General features: G+C 65.5%; 25 protein-coding genes. 5 read left to right on the top strand and 20 right to left on the bottom strand.

Annotation, left to right across the window (positions count from 1 at the left end):
• Positions 1 to 23: 23 nt before the first annotated feature.
• From J2739_RS03210 to J2739_RS03200, 3 genes are read right to left on the bottom strand one after another with little or no spacing between them, the layout of a single operon-like run.
• Positions 24 to 1511 (bottom strand): NAD(P)(+) transhydrogenase (Re/Si-specific) subunit beta, encoded by a 1488-nt coding sequence (locus J2739_RS03210; RefSeq protein WP_309898441.1) that lies wholly within the window; start codon positions 1509 to 1511, stop codon positions 24 to 26.
• A 2-nt stretch (positions 1512 to 1513) separates the two neighbouring features.
• Positions 1514 to 1849, bottom strand: a complete 336-nt coding sequence (locus J2739_RS03205; protein WP_309898439.1) for an NAD(P) transhydrogenase subunit alpha part 2 — start codon at positions 1847 to 1849, stop codon at positions 1514 to 1516.
• 28 nt (positions 1850 to 1877) lie between these two features.
• Positions 1878 to 3008: a Re/Si-specific NAD(P)(+) transhydrogenase subunit alpha gene (locus tag J2739_RS03200; protein WP_309898437.1), complete on the bottom strand. Its 1131-nt coding sequence runs from the start codon at positions 3006 to 3008 to the stop codon at positions 1878 to 1880.
• A gap of 253 nt (positions 3009 to 3261) precedes the next feature.
• Here J2739_RS03200 and J2739_RS03195 point away from each other — a divergent pair, with 253 nt between their 5' ends.
• The 3 genes from J2739_RS03195 to J2739_RS03185 are packed head-to-tail and all read left to right on the top strand — an operon-like array spanning position 3262 to position 4932.
• Entirely contained in the window at positions 3262 to 3990 is a 729-nt protein-coding gene (locus J2739_RS03195; protein ID WP_309898435.1) for a response regulator transcription factor, read from the top strand.
• A gap of 22 nt (positions 3991 to 4012) precedes the next feature.
• The gene (locus J2739_RS03190; RefSeq protein WP_309898434.1) at positions 4013 to 4447 is read left to right on the top strand and encodes a DUF4019 domain-containing protein; all 435 of its coding nucleotides are present in this window, start codon (positions 4013 to 4015) and stop codon (positions 4445 to 4447) included.
• Positions 4447 to 4932 carry an NUDIX hydrolase gene (locus tag J2739_RS03185; protein ID WP_309898432.1) on the top strand — a complete coding sequence of 162 codons (486 nt, stop codon included), beginning with the start codon at positions 4447 to 4449 and terminating at the stop codon, positions 4930 to 4932. The genes J2739_RS03190 and J2739_RS03185 overlap by 1 nt, the downstream gene beginning before the upstream one ends.
• Before the next feature lie 54 nt (positions 4933 to 4986).
• Here the strand turns inward: J2739_RS03185 and mnmA are convergent, their stop codons facing one another.
• Complete coding sequence (gene mnmA / locus J2739_RS03180) at positions 4987 to 6096, bottom strand: tRNA 2-thiouridine(34) synthase MnmA (protein WP_309898430.1); 1110 nt, start codon at positions 6094 to 6096, stop codon at positions 4987 to 4989.
• Between the two features lie 124 nt (positions 6097 to 6220).
• Here mnmA and J2739_RS03175 point away from each other — a divergent pair, with 124 nt between their 5' ends.
• A complete protein-coding gene (locus J2739_RS03175) occupies positions 6221 to 7813 on the top strand; it encodes a WS/DGAT/MGAT family O-acyltransferase (protein WP_309898428.1) in 1593 nt (530 codons plus the stop codon).
• A gap of 42 nt (positions 7814 to 7855) precedes the next feature.
• On the opposite strand, the gene J2739_RS03170 is transcribed toward J2739_RS03175, so the two are convergent.
• Positions 7856 to 8836, bottom strand: coding sequence for an LLM class flavin-dependent oxidoreductase (locus tag J2739_RS03170; RefSeq protein WP_309898426.1), 981 nt, complete (start codon positions 8834 to 8836; stop codon positions 7856 to 7858).
• A gap of 99 nt (positions 8837 to 8935) precedes the next feature.
• On the opposite strand from J2739_RS03170, the gene J2739_RS03165 reads away from it, so the two are divergent.
• Complete coding sequence (locus J2739_RS03165) at positions 8936 to 9400, top strand: EVE domain-containing protein (RefSeq protein WP_309898424.1); 465 nt, start codon at positions 8936 to 8938, stop codon at positions 9398 to 9400.
• A 21-nt stretch (positions 9401 to 9421) separates the two neighbouring features.
• Here the strand turns inward: J2739_RS03165 and J2739_RS03160 are convergent, their stop codons facing one another.
• The 15 genes from J2739_RS03160 to J2739_RS03090 all read right to left on the bottom strand — a co-directional run bounded on the left by J2739_RS03160 (position 9422) and on the right by J2739_RS03090 (position 26214).
• Entirely contained in the window at positions 9422 to 11392 is a 1971-nt protein-coding gene (locus J2739_RS03160; protein WP_309898422.1) for a polysaccharide biosynthesis protein, read from the bottom strand.
• Positions 11385 to 11750 carry a VanZ family protein gene (locus J2739_RS03155; RefSeq protein ID WP_309898420.1) on the bottom strand — a complete coding sequence of 122 codons (366 nt, stop codon included), beginning with the start codon at positions 11748 to 11750 and terminating at the stop codon, positions 11385 to 11387. The genes J2739_RS03160 and J2739_RS03155 overlap by 8 nt, the downstream gene beginning before the upstream one ends.
• 2 nt (positions 11751 to 11752) lie before the next feature.
• Positions 11753 to 12928 carry a DegT/DnrJ/EryC1/StrS family aminotransferase gene (locus J2739_RS03150; protein ID WP_309898418.1) on the bottom strand — a complete coding sequence of 392 codons (1176 nt, stop codon included), beginning with the start codon at positions 12926 to 12928 and terminating at the stop codon, positions 11753 to 11755.
• Between the two features lie 2 nt (positions 12929 to 12930).
• A complete protein-coding gene (locus J2739_RS03145; protein WP_309898416.1) occupies positions 12931 to 13593 on the bottom strand; it encodes an acetyltransferase in 663 nt (220 codons plus the stop codon).
• Positions 13590 to 14195, bottom strand: a complete 606-nt coding sequence (locus tag J2739_RS03140; protein ID WP_309898414.1) for a sugar transferase — start codon at positions 14193 to 14195, stop codon at positions 13590 to 13592. The genes J2739_RS03145 and J2739_RS03140 overlap by 4 nt, the downstream gene beginning before the upstream one ends.
• A complete protein-coding gene (locus J2739_RS03135; RefSeq protein ID WP_309898412.1) occupies positions 14192 to 15337 on the bottom strand; it encodes a glycosyltransferase family 4 protein in 1146 nt (381 codons plus the stop codon). Before J2739_RS03135 ends, J2739_RS03140 begins: the two co-directional genes overlap by 4 nt.
• Positions 15334 to 16416, bottom strand: a complete 1083-nt coding sequence (locus J2739_RS03130; protein WP_309898410.1) for a glycosyltransferase family 4 protein — start codon at positions 16414 to 16416, stop codon at positions 15334 to 15336. Before J2739_RS03130 ends, J2739_RS03135 begins: the two co-directional genes overlap by 4 nt.
• On the bottom strand, positions 16413 to 17357 hold the full coding sequence (locus J2739_RS03125) for a glycosyltransferase family 2 protein (protein ID WP_309898408.1): 945 nt from the start codon (positions 17355 to 17357) through the stop codon (positions 16413 to 16415). The genes J2739_RS03130 and J2739_RS03125 overlap by 4 nt, the downstream gene beginning before the upstream one ends.
• The gene (locus J2739_RS03120; protein ID WP_309898406.1) at positions 17350 to 18567 is read right to left on the bottom strand and encodes an O-antigen polymerase; all 1218 of its coding nucleotides are present in this window, start codon (positions 18565 to 18567) and stop codon (positions 17350 to 17352) included. Before J2739_RS03120 ends, J2739_RS03125 begins: the two co-directional genes overlap by 8 nt.
• On the bottom strand, positions 18560 to 19831 hold the full coding sequence (locus J2739_RS03115) for an oligosaccharide flippase family protein (protein ID WP_309898404.1): 1272 nt from the start codon (positions 19829 to 19831) through the stop codon (positions 18560 to 18562). Before J2739_RS03115 ends, J2739_RS03120 begins: the two co-directional genes overlap by 8 nt.
• Positions 19832 to 19906: 75 nt before the next feature.
• On the bottom strand, positions 19907 to 20950 hold the full coding sequence (locus J2739_RS03110) for an NAD-dependent epimerase/dehydratase family protein (RefSeq protein ID WP_405053811.1): 1044 nt from the start codon (positions 20948 to 20950) through the stop codon (positions 19907 to 19909).
• Positions 20951 to 20964: 14 nt separating this feature from the next.
• Entirely contained in the window at positions 20965 to 22242 is a 1278-nt protein-coding gene (locus tag J2739_RS03105) for a nucleotide sugar dehydrogenase (RefSeq protein WP_309898402.1), read from the bottom strand.
• A gap of 149 nt (positions 22243 to 22391) precedes the next feature.
• Positions 22392 to 24611, bottom strand: a complete 2220-nt coding sequence (locus tag J2739_RS03100; RefSeq protein ID WP_309898400.1) for a polysaccharide biosynthesis tyrosine autokinase — start codon at positions 24609 to 24611, stop codon at positions 22392 to 22394.
• The gene (locus J2739_RS03095; RefSeq protein WP_309898398.1) at positions 24608 to 25087 is read right to left on the bottom strand and encodes a low molecular weight protein-tyrosine-phosphatase; all 480 of its coding nucleotides are present in this window, start codon (positions 25085 to 25087) and stop codon (positions 24608 to 24610) included. The genes J2739_RS03100 and J2739_RS03095 overlap by 4 nt, the downstream gene beginning before the upstream one ends.
• Positions 25084 to 26214 (bottom strand): polysaccharide biosynthesis/export family protein, encoded by a 1131-nt coding sequence (locus tag J2739_RS03090; protein WP_309898396.1) that lies wholly within the window; start codon positions 26212 to 26214, stop codon positions 25084 to 25086. Before J2739_RS03090 ends, J2739_RS03095 begins: the two co-directional genes overlap by 4 nt.
• Positions 26215 to 26308: the final 94 nt, after the last annotated feature.

Genomic DNA, 26308 nt, shown 5'->3' with positions numbered 1-26308 from the left:
GGCGGCGGGCGGCTTTCTTTCTCTTACTCGATCGCCTTCGCCATGTCCTCCACCACCTTCTTGGCGTCCCCGAACACCATCATGGTCTTGTCCATGTAGAACAGCTCGTTGTCCAGCCCCGCGTAGCCCGCGGCCATGCTGCGCTTGTTCACGATCACCGTCTTGGCCTTGTAGGCCTCCAGGATCGGCATCCCGTAGATCGGCGTGCCCTTCTGCAAAGCCGCGGGGTTCACCACGTCGTTGGCGCCCAGGATGATTGCCACGTCGGCCTGCGCGAACTCGCCGTTGATGTCTTCCATCTCGAACACCTGGTCGTAGGGCACCTCGGCTTCGGCCAGCAGCACGTTCATGTGCCCCGGCATGCGCCCGGCCACCGGGTGGATCGCGTACTTCACCGTCACGCCCTTGTGCGTGAGCTTCTCGGCCAGCTCGTTGACCGCGTGCTGCGCCCGCGCCACCGCCAGGCCGTAGCCCGGCACGATGATCACGGTGTCGGCATTGCTCAGCATGTAGGCCGCATCGTCGGCGCTGCCGCTTTTCACCGGCCGCTGCTCCTTGGCGCCGGCGCTCGCGGTGGCCGTCTCGCCGCCGAAGCCGCCCAGGATCACGTTGAAGAATGACCGGTTCATCGCCTTGCACATGATGTAGCTCAGGATCGCGCCCGAGGAGCCCACCAGCGAACCCGCCACGATCAGCATCGCGTTGTTCAGGCTGAAGCCGATGCCCGCGGCCGCCCAACCCGAGTAGCTGTTGAGCATCGACACCACCACCGGCATGTCCGCCCCGCCGATCGGGATGATGATCAAGACGCCCATCACGAAGGCCAGCACCAGCATCAGGAAGAAGGCGGCCCAGCTCTCGGTGGCCATGTACACCAGCCCGAGGCCGATGGTCAGCAGGCCCAGCACCAGGTTGAGCATGTGCTGGCCCTTGAACTGCACGGGCGCGCCCTGGAACAGGCGGAACTTGTACTTGCCCGAGAGCTTGCCGAAGGCGATGACCGAGCCGCTGAAGGTGATGGCGCCGATGGCCGCCCCCAGGAACAGCTCCAGCCGGTTGCCCGCGGGAATCGCGTAGCGCGCGAAGCCGTCGACCAGGTACGTGCCCTCGGGCGTGCTGGCGCCGATCACCGCCGCCGCCGGCAGCGGCGTGATGCCGAAGGCCCAGGGCTCGACCACCGCCGCCACCGCGATGAACACGGCCGCCAGGCCGATCATGCTGTGGAAGAAGGCGACGAGTTCCGGCATTTGGGTCATCTCGACCGTCTTTGCGCGGTAGGCGCCGTAGCCGCCGCCCACCACCAGGCCCAGCAGCACCCAGGCCATGCCCTGGGCCTTGCCGCCGGCGAGCTGCACGATCAGCGCGGCGGTGGTCAGGATGGCAATCGCCATGCCGACCATGCCGAAGAGATTGCCGCGGATGGAGGTGGTGGGGTGGGAGAGGCCCTTGAGGGACTGGATGAAGCAGACGCTGGCGATGAGGTACAGCAGGGTGACGACGTTCATCGACATGGTCAATGGCCCTCCGCCTTGGCCGCTGCCGCAGCTGCCGGTGCCTTCTTCTCCTTCTTCCGGAACATCTCCAGCATGCGCCGGGTGACCAGGAAGCCGCCGAAGACGTTGACCGCGGCCAGGGCCACGGCGAGCACGCCCATGCTCTTGCCCAGCCAGGTGCTGGTGAGCGCGGCGGCCAGCATGGCCCCGACGATGACGATGGCGGAGATGGCGTTGGTCACCGCCATCAGGGGCGTGTGCAGCGCAGGGGTGACGGTCCAGACCACGTGGTAGCCCACGTAGATGGCCAGCACGAAGATGATGAGGTTGATGACGGTGTGGGAGACGGGGTCCATGGGGCTGTTTCCTCGTTCAGGCGCGTTCTTACTTGCGGGTGACCTGGCCGTCGCGGCTCATCAGGCAGGCCGCGACGATGTCGTCGTCCATGTCGATCTTGAAGCCGCCCTCCTTGGGCAGCACGAGCTTGAGGAAGTCGAGCACGTTGCGCGCATAGAGCGAGGAGGCGTCCGCCGCCACGAGCGCAGCGAGGTTGGTCTCGCCCACGAGGGTGACGCCGTGCTTGACCACTGTCTTGTCGGCTTCGGACAGCGGGCAGTTGCCGCCCACGCCATCGGGGCCCCGGCCGGCCGCGATGTCGACGATGACCGAGCCCGGCTTCATCGAGCGGACCATGTCCTCGGTGACGAGCGTCGGCGCGGCACGCCCCGGGATCAGGGCGGTGCTGATGACGACGTCGGCCGCCGCGACGCGCTTGGCGACCTCGGCCTGCTGGCGATCGAGCCAGCTCTGGGGCATGGGGCGGGCATAGCCGCCGACGCCTTCGGCGGCTTCCCTTTCTTCCTGGGTCTCGTAGGGCACGTCGATGAACTTGGCGCCCAGGGACTCGACCTGCTCCTTGACGGAGGGGCGCACGTCCGAGGCCTCGATGACGGCACCCAGGCGCTTGGCGGTAGCGATGGCCTGCAGGCCGGCCACGCCGACGCCGAGGATGACGACGCGCGCGGCCTTGACGGTGCCGGCTGCCGTCATGAGCATGGGGAAGAAGCGCTGGTACTTGTCCGCGGCGATCATGACGGCCTTGTAGCCGGCGATGTTGGCCTGGGAAGAAAGCACGTCCATGCTCTGGGCGCGGGTGGTGCGCGGGGCGGCCTCGAGGGCAAAGCTGGTGAGGCCGGCGGCCGCGAGCCGTTGCAGGCCTTCGCCATCGAAGGGGTTGAGCATGCCCACGACGACGGTGGCGGGTTTCATGAGCGCGATCTCGGCCTGCGAAGGGGCGCGCACCTTGAGCACGAGCTCGCAGGCGAAGGCGCCGGCGGCATCGGTGATCTCGGCACCCGCGGCCTGGAAGGCGGCATCGGTGATCGCGGCAGTGAGGCCGGCGCCGGACTGCACGCGCACGGCGTGCCCCTGCGCGACCAGCTTCTTGGCCGTCTCGGATGTGACGGCCACTCGGGTTTCGCCGGGCACGGTTTCGGCCGGCACGCCTATCAGCATGGGGTTCTCCTCGGGGCAGCGTTGGAATTCGCGCCGAGCTTACATGAAGATGACAACCGCAGGCCGCCGGCACTGTCTCCAGGGTTTGGAGGCGTCCCGCCCTGTCCCGCTGATGCGACACGTGGCGCCGCCGGGCACGCATCGGACCCCTTCCACACCCGCTCCCTCTTCCTGTACAGTCGCACTCCGCGCGCGACCGGCGCCCAGATGGCCGGCGGCGTGGACCAAGAGCAAGAATCTTCAGGGAGATGCCATGCGAATTGCAATGCTCGACGACGAGCCGCGCGAGATCGAGTCGATTCAGCGTGTGATGGCGGTCATCGGCCACGAGTGCCATGGCTTTGCCGATGGCAAGTCCTTGTTGCGCGGACTGCGCGCCCAGCCCTACGACCTGCTGGTACTCGACTGGCGGCTGCCGGATGTCGAAGGGATCGAGGTGGTCCGGCGGCTGCGCGAGAGCTTCGGCAACCGCCTCCCTCTGCTTCTCACGGCCGACCCCGAAGACAAGGCCAGAATGACCTCGGCGCTGCTGGCCGGCGCGGACGACTTCATGGTCAAGCCCTTGGGCAGCGCCGAGCTCCAGGCGCGCGTGCAGGCCCTGCTGCGCCGTGCCTACCCGAGCCGGTTCGAGAGAGAACTGACGTTCGGCCCCTATCACTTTTCCCCCCTCAGCAGCACGATTCGCCTGAACGGCCAGCCCGTGCGGCTCAAGCAGCGCGAGTACGACCTGGCACTCCTCCTGTTCCGCAACCTGGGCCGGCTACTGTCGCGCGAGCACCTGATGCAAGCCGTCTGGGGCCAGGAGCTCGAGGCCGGTTCGCGCTCGCTCGACACGCATGTGTCGCGGCTGCGCACCCGGCTGGAGCTGCGCCCCGAGAACGGCGTGGTGCTGGCATCGGTGTACGGCCTGGGCTACCGGCTCGAGTTCCTCGCCGATGAAGGGGCCGGACTGCCCTATCCCTCGGCAGGCGCGGCAGAATGATCAATTAAGGAGTGGCGTCACGATGAAACAGATGATCCAAAGCCTGCTGGCGGCCGTGCTGCTGGGCGGCTGGCTGCAGCTTGCATTCGCGCAGGATGTCGAGCCGAGCGACATGGTGCGCGGTGGTTTGCAGGCGATACAGATGATCGACCAGAACAAGACCGGCGAACTCTGGGATGGCGCCACGCCGGCCGCACGCAAGCGTGTGAGCCGCAGCGACTTCGTCAGCCAGGTCTCCAAGGCGCGCACCCCGCTGGGCGCTGCGCAGCAGCGCACCTGGGTATCGATCAACCGGCAGGTGATCGGCGAGAGCGACCAGGACCTGGCCGGCCAGTACGTGAGCGTCGAATACGAAACGCGCTTCGCCAACAAGGCGAACGCCACCGTGCGCGAGTTGGTGACCTTCCAGCTGGGCGAAGACCGCGTCTGGCGTTTCTCGGGCTACGTGCTGCGCTGATGGCGCATCGCTGGAAGCCCAATGTCACCGTCGCCGCGGTGATCGAGCAGGCCGGCCGCTTCCTGGTGATCGAGGAAGAGACGAGCGCAGGCCTGCGGCTGAATTCGCCCGCCGGCCATCTCGACCCCGGCGAGTCCCCGGCCGAAGGCTGCGCGCGCGAGACGCTGGAAGAAACCGCGCACCATTTCACCCCGACTGCGCTGGTGGGCATCTACATGGCGCGCCAGCGCGGCGCCCGGGGCGAGGACACGACCTACATGCGTTTCGCCTTCTCCGGCACGCTGGGCCCCCTGGAGCCTGGGCGTGCGCTCGACCACGGCATCGTGCGCACCTTGTGGATGACGGCTGACGAGCTGCGCGCGAGCCGCGAACGGCATCGCAGCCCGCTGCTGATGCAGTGCGTGGACGACTACCTCGCCGGCCATCGGCACCCGCTGGACCTCATTCACGTCCATGCCTCGGTGGCAGGCGAGGACGCGGCCTGATTCACCCGCACGGGCGCTCGGAAGTGCCCGCACCGCGGCCGAAGCCGAAGGGGTTCAGGCGGCCCGCGAGATGACCCCGCCGCCCAGGCAAAGCTCGCCGTCGTAGAGCACCGCCGACTGCCCCGGCGTCACAGCCCATTGGGGCTCGTCGAAGGCCAGCCGGAACGCGCCATCGGCGCCTTCGGTCAGCGCGCAGGCGGCATCCGCCTGGCGATAGCGCGACTTCGCCGCATAGGCGCCCGGGCAGGGTGCCTCGCCCGCCACCCAGCTGGCATCGTCGGCCTCCAGGGCCGGCGACAGCAGCCAGGGATGATCGTGGCCCTGCACCACCCAGAGGGTGTTGCTCTCCAAGTCCTTGCGCGCCACGAACCAGGGGGCATGGTCGCCGGCGCCGCGCTGCGCGCCATTGGGCTTCACGCCGCCGATGCCCAGGCCCTGGCGCTGGCCCAGGGTGTAGAAGCTCAGGCCCTGGTGCTCGCCGATACGCCGGCCGCGCTCGTCGCGGATCGGGCCCGGCTCCTTCGAGATATAGCGGTTGAGGAACTCGCGAAACGGCCGCTCCCCGATGAAGCAGATGCCCGTCGAATCCTTCTTCTTCGCATTGGGCAGGCCGATCTCGTCGGCGATGCGGCGCACCTCGGTCTTGTGCAGCTCGCCTACGGGGAACAGCGTCTTCGCCAGCTGCTGCTGGTTCAGGCGGTGCAGGAAATAGCTCTGGTCCTTGGCGGGGTCGAGGCCCTTGAGCAGTTCGTGACGGCCGCTCGCAGCGTTGAAGCGCACGCGAGCGTAGTGGCCGGTCGCGATCTTCTCGGCGCCCAGGCGCATGGCGTGGTCGAGGAAGGCCTTGAACTTGATCTCGGCATTGCACAGCACGTCGGGGTTGGGCGTGCGGCCGGCCTGGTACTCGCGCAGGAACTCGGCGAAAACGCGGTCCTTGTAGTCGGCCGCGAAGTTGACATGTTCGATCTCGATGCCCAGCACGTCGGCCACGCTCGCGGCGTCGATGAAATCGATATTCGAGGAGCAGTATTCGCTGTCGTCGTCATCCTCCCAGTTCTTCATGAAGATGCCGACCACCTCGTGGCCCTGCTGCTTGAGCAGGTGCGCCGTGACCGCGGAGTCCACCCCGCCGCTCAGGCCCACCACGATGCGCTGCTTGTCCATGGGCGGCGATTGTCCCAAACCGGCCGGGTCGGCGCCCGCATCCGGGTAATCACCGAAAGGCGCGGCCTTTGAAGAAGAGGTGCCGAGGTTCACACTCCAACGCCACCCGGACCAAGGAGCACGTATGGATCACCTCAGCGGCATGGACGCCTCGTTCCTGCATCTCGAAACGCCCGAGTCGCCGATGCATGTGGGCAGCCTGCAGCTGGTCGACCTGCCGCTCGGCTATGAGGGCGACTTCGCCGAAGACGCCAAGAAGTACCTCAGCGGGCGCCTGCACCTGGCCTCGGTATTCGTGCGCAAGCTGGCGATGATGCCCTTCGATCTCGCCAACCCGGTGTGGGTGGACGACGGCGACCTGGACCTGGATCATCACATCCGCCACGTCATCATGCCGCGCCCCGGCACCATGGCACAGCTGGAACGCCTGGTCGGCCGGCTGCACTCCACGCTGCTGGACCGCAGCCGCCCGCTGTGGGAGATGTACATCATCGAGGGCCTGCAAAGCGGCCAGGTCGCGCTCTACAGCAAGATGCACCATGCCGCGATCGACGGCCAGGCCGGGGTGGCGGTGGCCAAGGCGCTGTTCGACATCTCCGAGACGCCGGCGCCAGTGAAGGCGCCGCGGGTGACGCGCCGCGCCGACTCGTCCCAGCTGGGCATGGCCGAACTGGCCACCGCAGCGCTGAGCAATGCGGTGCAGCAGTACGTGAAGCTGATCCGGTCGATCCCGGCCACGGCCAAGGCCATCACGAACGTGCTGATGCCGGTGTCCGAAGGCACGGGCCAACGCACCTTCGAGCTGCCCAAGTCGCTGCGGACCGCCCCGCGCACGCCGCTCAATGTCTCGATCACCAACCAGCGCTCCTTCGCCGCACGCAGCGTGCCGCTGGCCGAGGTGAAGCAGATGTCCAAGGCATCCGGCACCAGCCTGAACGACATCGTGCTGGCCATCTGCGCCGGCGCGCTCAAGCGCTATCTGGCCGACTACGGCTGCAGGCCGGCCAAGCCGCTGATCGCGGGCGTGCCGGTGTCGCTGCGCAGCGAGGGCAACACCGACTTCAACAACCAGGTGTCGGTCATGCTGGTGAGCCTGGCCACCGACATCGCCGATCCGCTGGAGCGGCTCGCGGCCATCCACGAATCCTCCAGCGAGGGCAAGAAGCTCACCGGCAACGTGAAGGCCGCGATACCGACGGACTTCCCCTCGCTGGGCGTGCCTTCGCTGATGTCGGGGCTGGCTTCCCTCTACGGCCGCTCGGGACTCGCCGACAAGCTGCCGCCGGCGGCCAACGTGGCGATCTCCAACGTACCCGGCCCCTCCTTCGCGCTCTACTTCGCGGGGGCCAAGGTGGCGGCCTATTTCCCGGTCTCGATCCCCGGACACGGACTCGCGCTGAACATGACGGTGCAGAGCTACAACGGCGCGCTCGAGTTCGGCCTCACGGCCTGCCGGCGCGCGGTGCCGGACGTCGCGGACCTGGGCGACTATGTGGTGGCGGAGCACAGGAAGCTGTTCGACCTGATCGTGGGGAACGTCGCGCAGGCTGCGCCCGCTGCCGCGCCGGTGGCTGCCGCAGTGCCGGAGGCCCCGGCGAAGAAGCGGGCACCCAAGGTGACGGCGAAGAAGAAACCCATTGCGAAGGCAGCGCGCGTTGCAGCGCCGAAGGCGCCACGCAAGACCGCCGCTTCCAAGCGCGCAGCCGCGGTGAGCTGAGCTCGCCCCCGGACTCGCTCCGTCTGCCCGGACGAACGCGGGTCAGTCCCGCAGCTCGGCCAGGATCTCGTACGACTTCAGGCGCGCCTCGTGGTCGAACACCTGCGAGGTGATCATCAGCTCGTCGGCGCCCGTGCGCTCGATGAAAGCCTCCACCCCTGCGCGCACGGTGTCCTTCGATCCCACCGCCGCGCAGGACAGCACCGAGTCGAGCAATGCGTTCTCCGCCGGCCCGATGTGCGCACGGTAGTTCTCCACCGGCGGCGGCAGCCGGCCCGGCCGGCCGCTGCGAAGGTTCACGAAGGCCTGCTGCCAGGAGCTCGAACGGAACTCCGCTTCCTCGTCGGTCTCCGCCGCGAACACGTTGAAGCCCAGCATCACATAGGGCTTGGCGAGCTGTTTCGACGGCTTGAAGGTCTCGCGGTAGAGGCGGATCGCCTGCATCAGCTGCTGCGGCGCGAAATGCGAGGCGAAGGCATAGGGCAGGCCCAGGTGCGCGGCGAGCTGCGCGCCGAAGGTGCTCGATCCGAGGATCCACACCGGCACCTCCAGACCCATGCCCGGCACGGCGCGGACCGCCTGCTGGGGCGCCTTGGACATGAAGTCCATCAGCTCGACCACGTCCTGCGGAAACTGGTCGGCATCGGATTGCAGGTCGCGCCGCAAGGCGCGCGCGGTGCGCTGGTCGGAGCCCGGCGCCCGTCCGAGGCCGAGGTCGATGCGGCCGGGATAAAGCGACTCCAGCGTGCCGAACTGCTCGGCGATCACCAGCGGCGAATGGTTGGGGAGCATCACGCCACCGGCGCCGATGCGGATGGTCGAGGTGCCGGCACCGATGTAGGCCAGCAGGACGGCCGTGGCCGCGCTCGCGATGCCCGGCATGCCGTGGTGTTCGGCCATCCAGTAGCGCCGGTAGCCCAGCTTCTCTCCGAGCCGGGCAAGCCCGAGGGAGTTGCGGAAGGACTGCGCGGCGTCGCTGCCTTCGGTGATCGGGGAGAGGTCGAGGATGGAGAATGGCGCCATGGTCGCGGCATCATGGCGCGATCGCGATGGTCGTGCTGGCACGGGCCATTCCCGGTTCTGATAAAAGTCGCGCTATCGCGACCCACCGAAGCTGCCGCCATGCCTCAGTACTGGTTGATGAAATCCGAACCCGACGACTGCTCGATCGACGACGCCCTGGCCGCGCCCGGCGCGACGGTGCCGTGGACCGGCGTGCGCGGCTGGCAGGCGCGCAACTACATGGCCAAGCAGATGCAGGTGGACGACGGCGTGCTGTTCTACCACTCGAGTTGCCCGCAGCCGGGCATCGTGGGCATCGCGCGCGTGGCCTCCGGCACGCGCCCCGATCCGACGCAGTTCGATCCGGAATCCCCGTACTACGATCCGGCCTCGAAGCCTGAGCACCCGCGCTGGCTGCTGCTGGACGTGCAGGCGCTTCGCAAGACCAGGCTGCTGGGCCTGCCCGAGATGCGCGCGACGCCGGAGCTGGCGGACATGGTGGTGCTGCGCCGGGGCAACCGGCTTTCGATCACGCCGGTCGACCCGGTGCACTGGCACTTCATCGTGGACAGGATGCTCGCCTGAGCGGCGCGACCCTGGCTCGGCTCAGAGACACGCGACGGCGAGATCGGCGCGTTGCTCGAGATGAACCCAGTCCACCACCTCCCCGCGTGGCCGGTAGCCGAGCACCATCTGCTGCAGCTGTTGGCGGATCGAGGGCGCGTCGTTGATTTCGAGCGCGGCCTTCAGGCGCTCCAATTGCGGCGACAGCTGGCCCCACGGCAGGAACTCGTCGCGTGCCTTCAGGATGCGGGCGTGCGCCGTTGGCAAGGGGTCGTCGCCGATCAGCAGCTCTTCATAGAGCTTTTCCCCGGGGCGCAGGCCGACCACCCGGATCTCGATGTCCCCGTCCGGATGGTCGGCGTCTCGCACCGTCATTCCCGAGAGCTCGACCATGCGGCGGGCGAGATCCGCGATCCTGATCGGCTCGCCCATGTCCAGCACGAACACCTCGCCGCCGTTGGCCATGGCGCCGGCCTGGATGACCAGCTGCGCCGCTTCGGGAATGGTCATGAAGTAGCGGGTGATGTCGAGGTGCGTCAGCGTGATGGGGCCGCCGTTGCGGATCTGCTGGCGGAACAGGGGAACCACCGAGCCGGAAGAGTCCAGCACATTGCCGAAGCGCACCATCGAGAAGCGCGTGCCGTTGGCCCGTCGTGCCGCCTGCTCCGCCATGGCCTGAAGTCCCATCTCGGCCAGCCGTTTGCTGCAGCCCATGATGTTGGTGGGCCGGACGGCCTTGTCGGTGCTGATGAGCACGAAGTCGCGAACGCCGTGCGCGGCCGCGGCCCCGGCCGTGATCAGGGTGCCGAACACGTTGTTGCGAACCCCCTCGGCCGGGTTGTGCTCCACCAGCGGCACGTGCTTGTAGGCCGCGGCGTGGTAGACCGTGTGCGGATGCCACGCCGCCATGATCTCGCGCATGCGACGCGCATCCGCGACCGATGCGAGCAGGGGCACGATCCTCGGCGCGCCGGCACCCCGGCCTTCCAACGCTTGCAGCAGTTCGCGATGGATGGTGTACAGCGCGAATTCGGAGCGCTCCACGAGCAGCAGCGTGGCGGCATGGCCCGCGACGATCTGCCGGCACAGCTCGCTGCCGATGGAGCCGCCCGCGCCCGTCACCAGCACCACCTTGCCCCGGATGTTCTTGCCCAGCAGGAAGGCATGCGGCGGGACGGCATTGCGCCCCAGCAGGTCTTCGACGTCGAGTTCGCGCAGGTCGCTGACCTGGACCTTGCCCTGCGCGAGCTCCATCAGGCCCGGCAGCGTGCGCACCGACACCCTGGCCTGCCGCACCCGCTCCAGGATCTCGTGGCGCCGCTGGCGAGAAGCCGAAGGGATGGCCAGAAAGATGTCGCTGACATGCAGTGCGGCGGCCTGCGCTTTCAGCGTTGCGGGATCGTGGACCGGCAGACCGTGGATCAGGCCGCCTTGGAGACGCTTGTCGTCATCGAGAAAGCCCAGCAGCCGCAGCTCGCTGCTGGCAGACAGGGCCTGCGCCAGCTTTCGGCCTGCATCGCCCGCGCCGTAGATCAGCACGCGGGGAACTTCCGCGCGGGTCAGAAGCTTCTGATAGATGCCTCCCAGCCAGCCTCGGGCGAGGAGGCGGGAGGCACTCACCGCCACCAGCAGCAGCAGCGGCTGGAGCAGGCCGACCGTGCGCGGCACGCCCGACACGCCGATGGCAGCGAACACCAGGCCATAGGCCGCGGCGTAGATCGACACCGCCTTCGCGATGGCAGACACGGCCGGCCATCCGCTGTAACGGAAGATGGCGCGGTACAGGCCGAACTTCACGAACAGCGGCAGAGCCAGCGACAACGAGACCCCCACGGTCCACACATCGCGGCTGGACAGGACCACCCAGCTGTCCAGGCGCAGCGACAGCGCGAGCCAGACCGTGAAGACGCAGAGACAGGCGTCCACCGTGAGCGCCACAAAACGCTTGGCGGAGCGGGGCAGCGCGAGCAAAGGCGCCGCGGCCCGCACCAGGAATTTGGAGCGCTCATTCATGGTTCGACCCCCGCACCGCCCGCTGCGCAAGAAGCCAGTTCATGGTCTGACCGCCAGCCCACCCGACGAAAAGGCCGATCGCGTCCGCCAGCAGATCTCCCCACTCGGCGGAGCGCGAAGGCGTGAGCGATTGCAGCAGCTCGATCGTGGCGCCATAGGCCAGCAGGCCGAACACGATGAACAGCATGCGGCCCGGATAGGCCCAGCGGCCGAGCAGCATCAGCACGGCGAAGCCGAGCATGTGGTTGCTCTTGTCCCAGCCCGTGGTGGGCATTTGCGGCACGGGAGGCATGAGCGCCAGCCCCAGGATGGCCAGCCAGCACATCCAGAAGGCGGAGCGAAGCATCACGATGCGCATGGTCAGGCACTCGCCTTGTGCAGTACCTGCCCGATCGCCGCGCAGGTCTTCGCGATTTCCGACGAGGTCAGGGTCGGGTGCACCAGGAACATCAGGCTGGTCTCCCCGAGCTCGCGGGCCACCGGCAAGCGCTCGGCCGGCCGCCAGCCGGTGCCGTCGAAGGCCTTCTCGAGATAGACCTCGGAGCACGAGCCTTGATAGCAGGGAACGCCCTGCGCCTGGATGGCCTCGACGATGCGGTCGCGATCCCAGCCGGGCGCAAGCCGGTCGGGCTGCACGTACGCATAGCACTTGTAGTGGGCATGGATGCAAGACGCGGGCAGCCGAGGCACGCGCACTGCCGCGTGGGCGGCGCACGCCGCCCAGATCGCCTCGGCATGGCGCGTGCGCCTGGCCGTCCAGTCGGCCATGCTGCGCAGCTGCATGCGCCCGATGACCGCCTGCATTTCCAGCATGCGCCAGTTGGTGCCGAAACTTTCGTGCAGCCAGCGAAAGCCCGGCGGATGCTGGCGCTCGTACACCGCTTCGTGGCTCTTGCCGTGGTCCTTGTATTGCCAGACCGCGCGCCACACGTCCGGATTGTCGGTCGTGACCATACCGCCTTCGCCGCCGGTCGACATGATCTTGTCCTGGCAGAAGGACCAGGCGGCGGCATGGCCCAGCGTTCCGACGGACCGGCCCTTGTAGCGCGCGCCATGGGCCTGGGCGCAGTCTTCGATGACCTTGATGCCGTGCCCGGCGGCCAGGGCCATGAGGGGATCCATGTCGCAGGGCCAGCCGGCCAGGTGCACGCAGATCACGGCCCGGGTGCGGGGCGTGATGACCTGTTCGATGGTGCGCGCGGAGAGATTGCCGCTATCGGGTTCGACATCGGCGAACACGGGCGTTGCACCCGCGTTGACGACGCAGGACACGCTGGCGATGAAGGTGCGCGGCGTGACGATGACTTCGTCACCCGGGCCGATGTTCATCGCCTTCAGCACCGCATCCAGTGCCAGCGAGCCGTTGCCCAGCGACACGGCATGCGCGGCACCGGTCCAGGCGGCGAATTCGTCTTCAAAGGCGCGGCATTCGTCGCCGGTCCAGTAGTTGACCTTGTTGGACATCAGCACCCGCACCACGGCCTCGGCCTCCTGTGTGGTGAAGCTGGGCCAGGGAGAGAAAGAGGTGTTCAGCACCATCAGCCCCTGGCGAGTGGCCGGGCAGGATTGCCGGCGACGGTCGTGCCCGCCGGCACATGGCGCGTGACCACGGCGCCCATGCCGATGACGGCGCCACGCCCGATGACCAGAGGCTGCCCCGGCGTGCCCTGCTTGATGACCGCACCGGTGCCGACATAGGCATGGTCCTCGACGACGACATTGCCGTTGCACTTGACGCCCGGTGCGAAGGTGACGAAGTCGCCGATCACGCAGTCGTGCTCGACATAGCTGTAGAGGTTGGCGTGGAAGTGCCGGCCGATGCGTACGTTGGAACCGAGGGTGATGAAGGGGCTGAGGATGGCGCCCTCGCCCAGGGTGACTTCGTCCATCACCATCGCGTTGTTCGCCATGAGGGTCCAGGGCTGCACGCCGCTCGCACGGCAGCGGTCGGCGAGGCGCTCCCGGACCGCGCTGTCGGCGATGGCCAGCACGGCATGGCGCGTGCTGGCCGAAGTCTCGAGGAACTCCTCGTAACGCTGCACGCGTTGGCCATTCAGTGCGTCCGCCTCGGGCCGGTCGTCCACGAAGACCAGCCGCGTCGGCAGGACTCCCTGGCGCTGCAGTTGCGAACGCGCCAGGGGCATGACGCTTCGGCCGCAGCCGCTGGCGCCGTAAACAGCGAAGAGTGGCGCGGCTTTCATCGTTCGGGCTCCATCTGCGGTCCGGTAAAAGGCGGCATCGTTGCCTCGCCAGGCGCGCTGATGCCGTCGCGCGCCAGGACCTTGCGGAACGTGAGCCACAGGATGCGGAGGTCGAGCCACGGTGAGCGGTTGTCGACATACCAGACATCGAGCTCCAGCTTCCGGTCCCACGACAGGCCATTGCGCCCATTGACCTGCGCCCAGCCTGTGATGCCGGGACGCACCTCATGGCGCCGTGCCTGTAGGTGGGAATACAGCGGCAGGTACTCGACCAGCAAGGGACGCGGGCCGACCAGGCTCATGTCGCCTCGGAGCACGTTCCAGAGCTCGGGCAATTCGTCCAGGCTGCTGGCGCGCAGGAGTCGGCCGAAGCCTGTGAGGCGATCCGCATCGGGCAGCAAGCAGCCATCGCGGCCGCGCGCATCCGTCATGGTGCGAAACTTGATCATCCGGAAAGGACGGCCGTTGAGCCCGGGTCGCGACTGGCAGAAGAAGACCGGACTGCCCAGCTTGCGGTGCACCAGCCCTGCCAGCAGCAGGAGGGGCAGGCCGAGGAGGACCAGGCCGACCGACGACAACACGATGTCGACGAGACGCTTCATGCGATCCCCATCTCGCGCAGCATCACCGCGTTGACCTTGCGCACGTCGTACTTCTCTTCGGCAAGGCGGCGCGCGCGCCGGCCCATTCGCGACATCAGGGCCGGGTCTTCGATGAAGCTGCGCATGGCCCGCTCCAAGGCATCCACGGACCTGACCGGCACCAGAAAACCGTTGTCGCCGTCCACCACCGTTTCCCTGCAGCCGGGGGCGTCGGTCGTGATGATGGGGCGGCCCATCGCCATGGCTTCGAGGACGGTGCGCGGCGTGCCCTCGCCGTAGGAGGGCAACACATAGACGCTGCTCGCGACAATGGCCGGGCGCACATCCGACAGCCGTCCCAGGTAGCTCAGCGTTCCGTCCGTGACCCACGTATCGAGTTCGTGCCGGGCGATCGCATCGGGATTGGTGTCGATCCAGCCCACCATCGAAAACCGGACCTCGGGGTGGTGCTCACGGATCCGGCGCGCGGCCTGGGCATATTCCCGAACGCCCTTGCCGCCGAGCAGCCGTGCGATCAACAGGAAGTGCGGCGGACCCGGCGGCAGGCGAGCGACATCGAAGGCGGCGATGTCCACCCCCGAGCCATTCACGACACAGGAGGGGACTTCGCTGCGCAGAATCCCGCGCCGGCGAAACAGCGCCTCGTCATCGGGGTTCTGGAAGAAGACCTTGTGCACGCGACCGAGTGCCAGCGCATACAGGCTCTGCACCAGCCCTTGCAGGCGGCCTTGCCGCTGCTCGTCCTGGAAGGCGTACCCGAGCCCCGTGATGAGCGCAAAGCGGTGGGAGACGCCGGCCAGCCATGCAGCGAGCGAGCCGTAGATGACCGGTTTGACGGTATAGCCCAGCACCCAGTGTGGCCGGACGCGCCACATGAGCAGGAGCAGAGAGAGCAGCGACCTCAGATCCGCGAGCGGATTGCTGCCCGTGCGCTGCAAGGGGATGTTGTGCACGACGAGACCCCGCCGTTCCAGCTGCAAGCGCAGCGCGTGCCCCGGCGGCAAGCCGGGCGCCGCGACGTGCAGCTGCAGGCCCTCGGCCTGCAGCGCGGCGATCAGGGGGGCGCGGAAACCCAGCAGGGAATCGGGCAGGCTGGCCACCACAAGAAATGTGGTCTGCCGCCTCGCTGCCGCTTGCTTCATGCCGGTGCTCCCCGATATCCCGCGGCCCTGAATAACAGGGTGCAAAGAAGAGGCGCAGTCCGCTGAAGACAATACTCGGATTCGACGCGCCGCCGACCGGCCACCCCCATCGTCCGGCGAGCGCCGGCATCTTCGATCATTCGTCCGAGCGCACTCGTCCACTCTTGCGGCGATGCCGCGAGGTAGCCGTTCTCCCCCTCCCGCACGAGAGTGCTGTTCATGCCGACAGGCGATGCGACCACCGGCAGACCGCATGCCATGTATTGGATCAGTTTGTACCCACACTTCCCCTTCTCCCAAGGCGAATCCACCAACGGCATGACGCCGATGTCGCACTCCGCGATGGCATTGGCTTCCGTCGCTTCCGTCCAGGGCACGCACTCCACGCTCACCCCAGGGAGATTGACAGTGCTGCCGATGACCCTCATGGTGTATGCGCAACGGCTCGCCAGTTCCGCCAGTGGCCCGCCGAGGCTTTCCAGATAGCGCACGGTCGAGGGCGATCCCACCCATACAATCCTGGGGCGGCGGCGGGTGTCGTTTGCTGGGTATACCCGGGCCGCATAGCGTTCCAGATCGATCACTGTGGACACTGTCTGCACCCACGGCGCCCCCGCTTCGCGCGCGCGGCGAGCCAGATACTCATTGCCGCCGATCACCAGCCGCGCGCCCTTCATCAACTGGTCGATGCGACGCCCGAGAAGGCGTCGCACGCATGCCGATCGGTGCGTGTCGTAGCTATGAAAAATCGCGTCGTCGTAGTCGAGGACATAGGGGACGCCACGCAACAGCACGCGTTCGATCCAGGCCGGCAGCCATGGCAGGGCCTCCTTCTCAATCCAGACAAGATCGAAAGAATCGCGTTCGATGAGGGTTCGCACCCGTACCGCATACGCCGAGAGCACCGCTGCGCGCCGGTAGCCCCCGGTGCGGTACTTGGCCTGCAGCATGTCGTCAGAGAAAAGCGCCTGAACCGTGCAGCACATGCCGGCCGCTTCGAGCCAGGGCACATATTGCAAAGTGCGCAGCCGCGATGAAGCGCCCTGACGTCCGTAACGGGTGAGCAGAAGAATCTTCATTGCCTCTCGGATCCGAGGATGCCGGGCAGCGCCCGCCATAGCAGCACATACCCGCGCAAGGTATCGCGCGCTTCGCCCAGACTCCCTCGCAGGACAGACCACATGCAGCGCGAAACCGGCTCCAGCAGCAAGGTCACGCCCACCACCGTCCACGCTTGCGGCGCAGAGAAGTGCTTGAACCCGTAGAGCAGGCGACTGCGCAGCGCATAAAAGAGCCGTGTGGCCTTCACCTGGCGTGAGGTGCCTCCGCCAGCGTGGAATGCCTGCGCGCCTGCGTAGTACACGCAACGCCAGCCCGCCCGATTGGCCCGAAGCGATAGGTCCAGATCTTCCAGATAAACGAAGAACCGCTCATCGAAGCCATTCAACAATTCGAACAAGGGACGCCACATCAGATAGAAGGCGCCGATCACATGGTCCACCCGGCGTGTGGTCGTATGGCGCCACTCGCTCATGTGGTGGCCCAAAGAGCGCAGCCAGCGAAACTTGCTCAACCCCACAGCCTCGGCAGCAAAGGCCGCTGCGCTGGGAAATCGAGCACAACTGCGGGCCACCTTCCGGTGCTCGTCGACGAGTTGGACCCCGCAGATGCCGACATCCCTGTTTTGAGGCTGTTGGATAAATGCCAGTGGCGCCGTCAGGGAATCGGCGAATAGCTTGGCGTCTGGGTTCAGAAATAGCAGATATTCGCTGTTGCACAGCCGCGCCCCTTGATTGCATGCCGCGCCGAAACCTCGGTTCGAGGAATTCTCGACGAACTGCATTCGAAACGGCGTGGGACTCGGCAGCTGTGCTTTCAAGATGCCCAGCGAGCCGTCTGTCGAATTGTTATCCACCACGACCACCTTGCCAACCAGCCCCGCATGATGGTTGACGACGCTGACGACGGCATCCAGCAGCTGGCGCCCTGAATTCCAATTGACCAGTACGATGTCAAGCATGGCGCAGCCTCACATCCTCTGCTGGAGCAAGAAACACAAAGAACCAAAATCCGATCTGAATCCAGATGGAAAGAAGTGAAAAATATTGATCCTGAAAAAATTGCATCACAAGCGGGTACACCGACGCCGCGTAATAGAATATCCATCTACCACCCGTTTTGCGCGCTCGGCGATACAACCACCAATGAAGCGCCAAAATGGCAGGCGGAATGAAAATTCCCACGTACGAGAAATCACGAAAATAAACGTCATAAACGGTATAGACGTTGGTTGGATCCGGAACGAACACATAATCTCGAATCAATGCCGGCGGGGCGCTATCGATTACTCCCAAGGTGTGCAGCACGGAGAGGAGAAAACGGAACATATTTGCACCCCATTCCATTTTCCGATCTGTCTGGAAAAGCTCTGACATTGCCAAGAACGGAGCTACGGTATATGCCCGCAGGCTTTGAACCAATGAAGCTGCATTTTCAAAAAGACCGACCTCGACGGAGACGCCTTTTGCAGTCATGGCGGCTACAAAAATAAAAGTTGCGGCGACAAGAAGCAAGGCCATTGCCAGACCTTTGAGGCGAATAACCTCGAGCATTACCAACGGTATCAACGTCAAGGAAAAAAGAAGCAGAAGACTCGTTCTGCCGGTGCTTAGATAGACATAGAACAGGCTGACAAAAAAAGAAAACAGGAGTCGAAACGAGCTCGCGCCACTCCTCTTGTAGGCAAGCATGGTGAGCGAGGTCACCACGTACGACAAGATGGAAAAATACGCCAGAAAGCCGACTTGGCCGCCGCCTTCCGTCATTGCAGATCGCAGGGCGATATAGCCGAGGACGGTGAAAATGTCCTCACCGCCAGCCAGCTCCTTTGCTCTTAAATAGGCAAGCGGCATTGCCAGGCATACCAGCAGCTGAGCCACATCGATCAGATTTGTCCGAGGACGAATAGATGCATAGCCGTTGATGGCCGTGCGGTTGGTAAACTCCATGCGCACCACCAAAAGCAGCAGCAAAGCCGCTGCCTTCGCCGTCAAAATCAGAAACAGAAATTCAACCGGAATATCGATGAACGTCCTGCGAAACACATAAAGCGCACCAAGAATCGGCAACCATGTAAAGAAATAAATCTGAAATGGATTTCCAAACCCCAACCGCTTCCCCGATGCCACAGACAACCCTATGGCTGTCAGGGCCAGCAACGCCTCAAACACGGCAAGCCCTCGCACATACGGCGAGCAAAATCGCGTCCACTACCATCCGTCCCACCCAGGCCCAGGCCGCGCCAAGGACGCCATAGTTGGAGATCAGGAAGACCAACGCGAAGATAAATATCGGTAATTCAACGACATGTAATTTGGCTGTGATGTCCGCCCGCCCTTTTGCGTGAAGCAGCGCATAGAACATCGACCCGATCGCATTAGCAAACACGCCCAGACACAGCACTTGGCCGATCACGACCGATTCCGGCTGCAGAGCAGCCTTGACCCAAAGCGGCAATAGCACCGGAAGTATGAACAAGAGCGCTGTACACACGACGGCCATCGACCCCGCAATTCTTCGCAGCCACTTGTTGAAATACGACTGCCATTGATCGGGTCTTTCCTGAATCAGCTGACTCAATCCGGGAAACATGACCGAGGACACTGCACCGGCGAGGATCAGGCTTTGGACCACGACTTCGTAGGGCAGGACATAGATCGACACCGCAGCTGCCGAGATTGCAGAAGCAATGAGGAAGCGGTCTGCATGAACCAACACGGGGCTCACGATGCCGCTCAAGGTGACCCAGCCGCCGAAAGAAAGAAGGGACGCGGCGACGCGTTTCGAATAGCTCCCGCGCTGAACACCATCACCCGTGGACAGCAAGCATCCGATCGCGAGCCGACGAAACATGAGCAGCGCCAGCCAACGGCTGATCACGAGCGTCGAAACCAGCCATGGGAGTTGCGAGGTCAGGAGAGAGACCAGGAACGGTCCGCCGAAGTTGATGACGCCCAACCCTGCCCGCAGGAGACTGATCTCCCGGAAGTTCAGGAACGCTTCATTCATGCCCCGATACGTCGCCGTCATCGCTTGCGCAGGCAGCGCCACCGCAAGCAGCAACATGGCGTTCCTGATTTCGCAAATCGACGTGCTGTCGGTTCGGACCCAAGCACCGGCGCCTAGCGCTGCCGCCGCGGCGATCAAGACCCCGCCCGAAAGACCCGCAAGCAGCGTGATCCTTCCGGCAGTGGCCAACACGTCAGGGATGCTGCGCAGTTCTCCGATACCACGCAGCCCTGCCACTCTCTGGGTCAATGCCCGACCGATTCCGAGATCCATCGCACCCGCGTAACCGATCAGCCCCCAGGCCAGCGCCAGCAACCCGAAGCGTTCCGGGCCCAGTCGTTCGAGCAGTTGGGGTACGGTCAGCGCTGCGACACCCAAGGGGAGCATCAGGCCGCCGGCGTTCCATGCGAGGTTCGACAATCGCATATCAGCGCCCTGCCTCTTTCGGCAGGCATTCGTCGACAGAGGGCCTGCGTGTCGAAGGATGCACGTGTGATGGCTTCATTCGCATGCCAGGTACCACTGAACCGCCTCGGGCAGCCCCCGCGCAACGGTGTGGGTGGGCGCGTAGCCCAGCAGGGTGCGTGCCTTTCCGATATCGGCCAGGCTATGACGCACGTCGCCCGCGCGGAAATCTCGATAGACCGGCCGAGCACAGGGGAAGATCCCGTGGGCACCCAGGTTCTTGCACAACAGCGCAAACAGCGCGTTCAAGGTGGTGCGAGCACCTACGGCAACGTTGTAAACCTGGTTCTTCGCGGCCGCGTCTTCCGTAGTGGCAGCCAGCAGATTCGTCTGGACCGCGTTGACGACATAGCAGAAGTCACGGCTGGTCTCGCCGTCGCCATTGATGTACACCGGCTCGCCACGCACAAGCGCCGTTGTCCACTTGGGAATCACGGCGGCATAGGCTCCGTTCGGATCCTGCCGTTTGCCGAACACATTGAAATAGCGCAGGCCCACGGTGTTGAAGCCGTAGCAGCGGTAGAAGACTTCGGCATAGAGCTCATTCACATACTTCGTGACGGCATAGGGACTCAAAGGTTTGCCGATGACGTCTTCCACCTTGGGCAATTGCGGGTGGTCGCCGTAGGTGCTGCTGCTTGCGGCATAGACGAAGCTCCTGACTTGTGCCAGGCGCGCCGCGTCGAGCATGTTCAGGAAACCGGTGACGTTGACAGCGTGGCTGGCCAGCGGATCTGCGAGGCTGCGCGGCACGCTGCCCAAAGCAGCCTGGTGCAGGACATGTTCCACTCCCTCGCATGCCTGCCGACAGTCGTCTGCGTTGCGGATGTCACCCTCCAGCAAGCTGAAGTTGTGCCACTGCCGGGGATGCACCGAGGCTTGCACTTCGTGCAGGTTGCGCCAGTGCCCGGTGGTGAAGTTGTCCAGCCCCACCACACGCTGCTCGAGCTTGAGCAGGGTCTCAAGCAGATTGCTGCCGATAAAACCGGCCACACCGCTGATGAGCCAAGTGCGGGGCTGCTCGACAAGGCGCTCCTGAAGACGCTCGTACGCCGTCGGTCCTGAGGATCCGGGCATCATTCGTCTGCCTTCCCTCAGAGGCGTCCGTCGGCAAGGCCTGCCGGAAAGACACCCTTCACGTCGAACAGCACGGCCCCGGGTTGCCCCAGGGCCCTGATACCGGCTGCACCCAGCGCGACGAACTGGTGGTGGCTCACGGCCAGCACCACGGCAGCGTACTGTCCCGGAGCGGGCATCTCGCTCAGGCACAGCAGCCCATGCTCTTGCTCCGCCTCGGTCACGTCGATCCACGGATCGAAAACGCTCACCTGTAGTTTGTAGCTTTGGAGAGTGCGGACGATGTCTACTACCTTGGTATTGCGCACATCGGGGCAGTTTTCCTTGAAACTCAGACCGAGCACCAGCACCTTGCTGTTCAGAACCGGCAGGTTCTTGCGCAGCATGAGCTTGATGACTTCGTCGGCCACATGGCCGGCCATGTGGTCGTTGATGCGGCGGCCGGCCAGGATGACCTGGGGGTGATAGCCCACCTGTTCCGCCTTGTGCGTCAGGTAGTACGGATCGACGCCGATGCAATGCCCACCCACGAGTCCAGGCCGGAAGGGCAGGAAGTTCCATTTGGTGCCGGCAGCCTGCAAGACCTCGAGCGTGTCGATGTCGAGCTTGCGGAAGATGAGGCTGAGCTCGTTCATCAGGGCGATGTTCAGATCCCGCTGGGTGTTCTCGATCACCTTCGCCGCCTCCGCAACCTTGATGCTGCTCGCCTTGTAGGTGCCGGCACTCACGATCTGCCGATAGAGCTGATCGACCGCATTCGCCGTTTCGGGGGTGCTGCCGCTCGTCACCTTCTTGATCGTCGGCAGGCGGTGCTCCTTGTCGCCGGGATTGATTCGTTCCGGGCTGTAGCCGCAGAAGAAGTCGACGTTGAACTTCTTGCCCGAGACTCTTTCGAGCACCGGCACGCACACTTCCTCGGTCGCCCCAGGGTAGACGGTCGACTCGTAGACGACGATCGCGCCATTCGGCATGACGCGGCCCACCGTCTCGGTGGCGGCGATCAAGGCACCGAGATCGGGCCGGTTCGCAGAGTCCACCGGCGTCGGAACAGTGACGATGAAGACCCTGCATCCCGCAATGTCCTTGAGGCAACTGCTGAAGCGAAGCTTGCCGGCGGCGCGCAACTCATCGGGGTCTACCTCCAGCGTCGCGTCTTTGCCGGACTGCAACTCGGCGATGCGCGATGTGTCGATGTCGAACCCGACCACCGTGCGCAGCTTGCCGAATTCCACGGCGAGCGGCAGCCCCACATAACCGAGGCCGACGATGGCGATCGCTTCGCTGTCCGCGATCACTGCACGCGCCAACTCGGCGACGGCGCGCTCGCCCGCAATCGGCCGCTCGCCGCAAGCCACGTCGAGCATTTCATCCAGCAGATGCCTCATGATTTCCTCATTCCCTCACTGACAGTGCGGCCCAAGTCCCGATGGACATGCGGGCCGGATCAGTACTGATAGTTGACATAGCGATACGCCCCGTACTTCGAAGCACCGTATCGCCGCTTGGCCGCATCGAGGTCGTTGAAGATCACGCCATTGACCGCAACGCCGGCGCCCAGCAGCCGCTTGGCCGATTCCTGCAGCTCGCCCTGGGTGCTCGTCTCGGCCCGCGCCACCAGGAAGACCGCGCCGGCCATCGGGGCGAGGATGGCCGTGTCGGACGCCGCAAGGACCGGCGGGCTATCGACAATGACCCAGTCGTAGTGCCTGGCGACTTGTTGCAACAGGGCCTGGACCGAAGGCTTCGTCAGCAGCTCCGCTGAATTGGGCGGCAGCACCCCGGTCGACAGAAAATCCACGTTGGGAGCCACCTCTCGATGCAGCGCCTTGTCCAGTTGCAGGCTGCCGCAGATGACCTCGCTGAGGCCATCCCTGCGGTTCACGCCGATGCAGTGGTTCAGGCGACCCTTGCGCAGGTCACCGTCGATCAGCAGCACCTTCTTGTTGGCAGCGCCGAGGACCGCCGCGACGTTGGCGCTGACAAAGGACTTGCCGACACCCGGCGTCGGGCCGCTGATCAGGATGATGTTGATGGCCGAATCCAGCATGGTGAACTGCAGCGCCGTCCGAAAGCTTCGAAGGCTTTCCACGGCGGCATCCTGCGGATTTGCCGTGGCGAGCAGCGGCCGTCTGGCGACGGACTTGCCGACTTCACGCATGAGCTTCGTCTGCGCATCGGAATGCGGCACTGTCGCGAAGACGTGCAACCCGGTACGCAGCTCGATCTCGGACGGGTCCTTGAGACCCGGACGCAGGCTGTTGCGCAAGAAGGCCAATGCGAGGCCAGCCAGCAGTCCCAAGGTGGTTGCAAGCAGGACGCACAGTGTTCGCAGGGGCTTTGCCGGCTTCCTTGGCATGGCGGCCGAATCCACGACGCGCACGTTCGCGACCTTGCCCTCCTTCACCAGGCGCAGCTGCTGTGCGTTGTCGAGCAGCTTGACGTACAGCTCGTTGTTGACCTTCACGTCCCGCGTGAGGCCCAGGAGTTCCTGCTCTACGTCGGGGAGCTTCTTGATGCGGCTGTTCAACCCCTCGAGCTCGCCCCGGATGGCGGCGATCTGCGCGTCGATCGTGCGAACGCTGTAATGCTCCGCGGTGTAGAGCGCGCGCAGTTCCTTGCGCTTCTGCTGCAGCTCGACCATGCTGGTCTGCGCCTTGACGGCCTGCTCGAGGATCAGCTTGCCCTCCGTGTCCAGGTCGAAGCTGCTGTTGCGGTTGCGGAAGTGGCTGAGCTGCGTCTCGGACGCCTCCAGCTGCTTGCGCAGTTCAGGCAGGAAGCCGCTCAGGAAGCCGAGCGACTTGTCCGCCTCGGCGACCTTGCGTTCGACGTTCTGCCGTACGTAAAGGGCGCCGATCTCATTGAGCACGCGGGCGATTTCGTGCGCATCCTCGCCTTCGAGGCTGGCTCGGATCACACCGGACTGCTTGCCCTCCTCCGTGATGACGAGATCCTTTTGAAGCTGCTCGATGACCTCCAGGCGGATCTGGCGCGTGAGATTGAATTCGGCGCCCGGCTTGCCCGCTGCGGCGGTCACCAGCAACACGCCTTGCTCGTCATGCACCGAGAACGCCAGTGGCTGCCCGATGGCTTGCGCGCCCAGCAACTGGTTGTCGGGCGACAGCAGCTCGTAGCCGCGGGTGGTCAGCCGTACGCGAAAGCGTTCCCCTTCCAGCGCCTCGGGCACGTCGAAGCGCCCGACGCGCAGCGACTCGTTGCCACTCACGTAGCCTGACAACATGAGAAAGCCGGGATCGGAGGCCTCGCTGGCATGACGAGCCAGCCATGGGCCGAAGACCGGCAGGTATCTCGGCTTCACCTCCACGTCGAGACCCAGGTTCTGCACCGTCTGCCCGAGAACGAGGCGAGAGCGCAGGATCTGCATTTCGGCCGATGCCGGGGAGCGGATGTCGAACAGGCTGGCGGCGTCACCCAGCAGGGTGCCGGCTCCGCCCTTGCTTTCCTCCACCTGCACCATGGTGCTGGCTCGGTAGATGGGCGTGGCGAGGAGTGCGTAGGCCACCCCGGCAAGGAGGCCCAGCACCGTCACGGCGGCGATGAGCCAACGGTTGTCGAGAACGATGTCGAACAGGTCGAGGAAGCTGATCTCGTCTTCGAGCCGCACCGGAAGGGGCACGTTGGCGGTGGTGGTCAAAGGGGTGTTCATTCGCTATGGAGGAGCGGCTGTCGTGACGGGACGCGGCTGCGTTCCAGCTGGCGAATTCGCCCGGTCCAGGCGGCGACGCCCGTGGCGACTTCGGCGCACGCAGCCTCGAAGGCCTTGCGTGGCTTGCGATAGGGATCGGCGATGTCGAAGCCGCCCGCCTCGCCCAGCCGGAACACCTTTCCCCACGCCTGCGGGTATCGGCGCCTGAGCTCGGCCTTGTGGCATTGCTCCATCACCAGGATGAGGTCGGCCGCCTGGCACATCGCGAGGGTCACGTGTCGCGCGCGGTGCCCCGAGAGATCCAGGCCGAGTTCAGCCGCAAGCGCGATCGCCATCGGGTCGGCCGGCGCGCCCACCGGCGCGGCCAGCCCGGCGGAGGCGATCGTCTTGTCGGAAAGATGGCAGGCCAGCAGCGCGGCAGCGATCGGGCTGCGACAGATGTTGCCCGAGCAAAGGACGAGGATGCGCCTGGTCATTTGATGTTGTTGGCCACGTTGACCACCTGCGCGCTCGGAAGAATCAGGCTGATGACGCGGTTCCAGCGCACCAGGGGCACGGGATCGACATAGACGACGTCGCGCGCCTTGAGCTCGAAACCTTCCGCCAGCGCGTAGGCCACGGGGGCGCTTGCGTCGAGGTGGAAGATCTCCGGCTTCCCGGCTGCCGCGGCCCGCACCACGTAGATCTGCTGCGGATTCCCGCTCGTGGTGCTGACGCCGCCCGCTTCGCCCAGCGCCTGGTTGAGCGTGAGGCGTCCGTTGCGCAGAGGCTGCGCGACCGGACGCGTGACCTCGCCCATCACGTACACCTTGGCATCCTCGCGGCTGAGCACCCGCACCAGGTCACCGGCTTCCAGGAGGATCTGGGTCGGATTGACGCCCAGGGCCGCGAGGCGGGGCAGGTCGACGAGCGTGGTGATGCCGTTGCGCGAGATCGCGACCGCAGAGCGATCGGCCTCGGCCGTAAAGCCACCGGCGCGATGGAGGGCTTCCGGCAAGGTCATCGGGATGTCGTTGATAGCCTGTAAGCCGGGCGCACGCACCTCGCCGTCCAGATACACCCGGCCGGCCCGGTAGGACTGGATGCGGACCGTCACCTTCGGATCGCTGAAGTACTTGGCGAGCCGAGCCATGAGGCGGTCACGCACCTCGAGCTCGGTGAGTCCTGCCACCTTGAAGCTGCCCACATAGGGGAACTGAATCGCACCCTCCGCGCTCACGTTGTAGCCGTTGCTCACGTGGGCGCCGGTCACGGCGTCCGTGGTGAGCGAGCCTGCCGGTGCGAGCACCAGGTCCGGGTGGTCCCACACGACGATATTCAGGACGTCGCCGCTTCCGATGCGATAGGGCTGAGCGACGCCGAACAGGCGCTTGACCTCCGAGCTGACCTCGGTCGCCTGGGCCGCGCGTTGGCGGCGCAGCAACTCGGGTGTGATGCTTTGCAATGCACCGGGCGGCGGCAGATCCGCTGGGTCGGCGGCCGCGTTGCCGGGACTCGCGGATGCCCCGGCAACGTTGCCACCGAAGTTCGCACCCGGTGCGAGCGCGCAGCCGCTCAGGGCGGCGGCCGTGCAAATCAATGCGCATCGGAGAAGCGGGGTCATCGATGAAGTCGATCGGGGTTGTGGCGGTGCGTATGGTGCTGAAGAGTCACCACTGGAAACAATTGCCGCGACAATTCATCAGGATCTGAGCGTG

It is taken from the genome of Variovorax soli (assembly GCF_031454625.1).
In the GTDB taxonomy this organism is placed as follows: Bacteria; Pseudomonadota; Gammaproteobacteria; order Burkholderiales; family Burkholderiaceae_C; genus Variovorax; species Variovorax soli_A.
The sequence above is the reverse complement of the archived record's forward strand: the minus strand, read 5'-3'. Positions and strand labels throughout refer to the sequence as shown.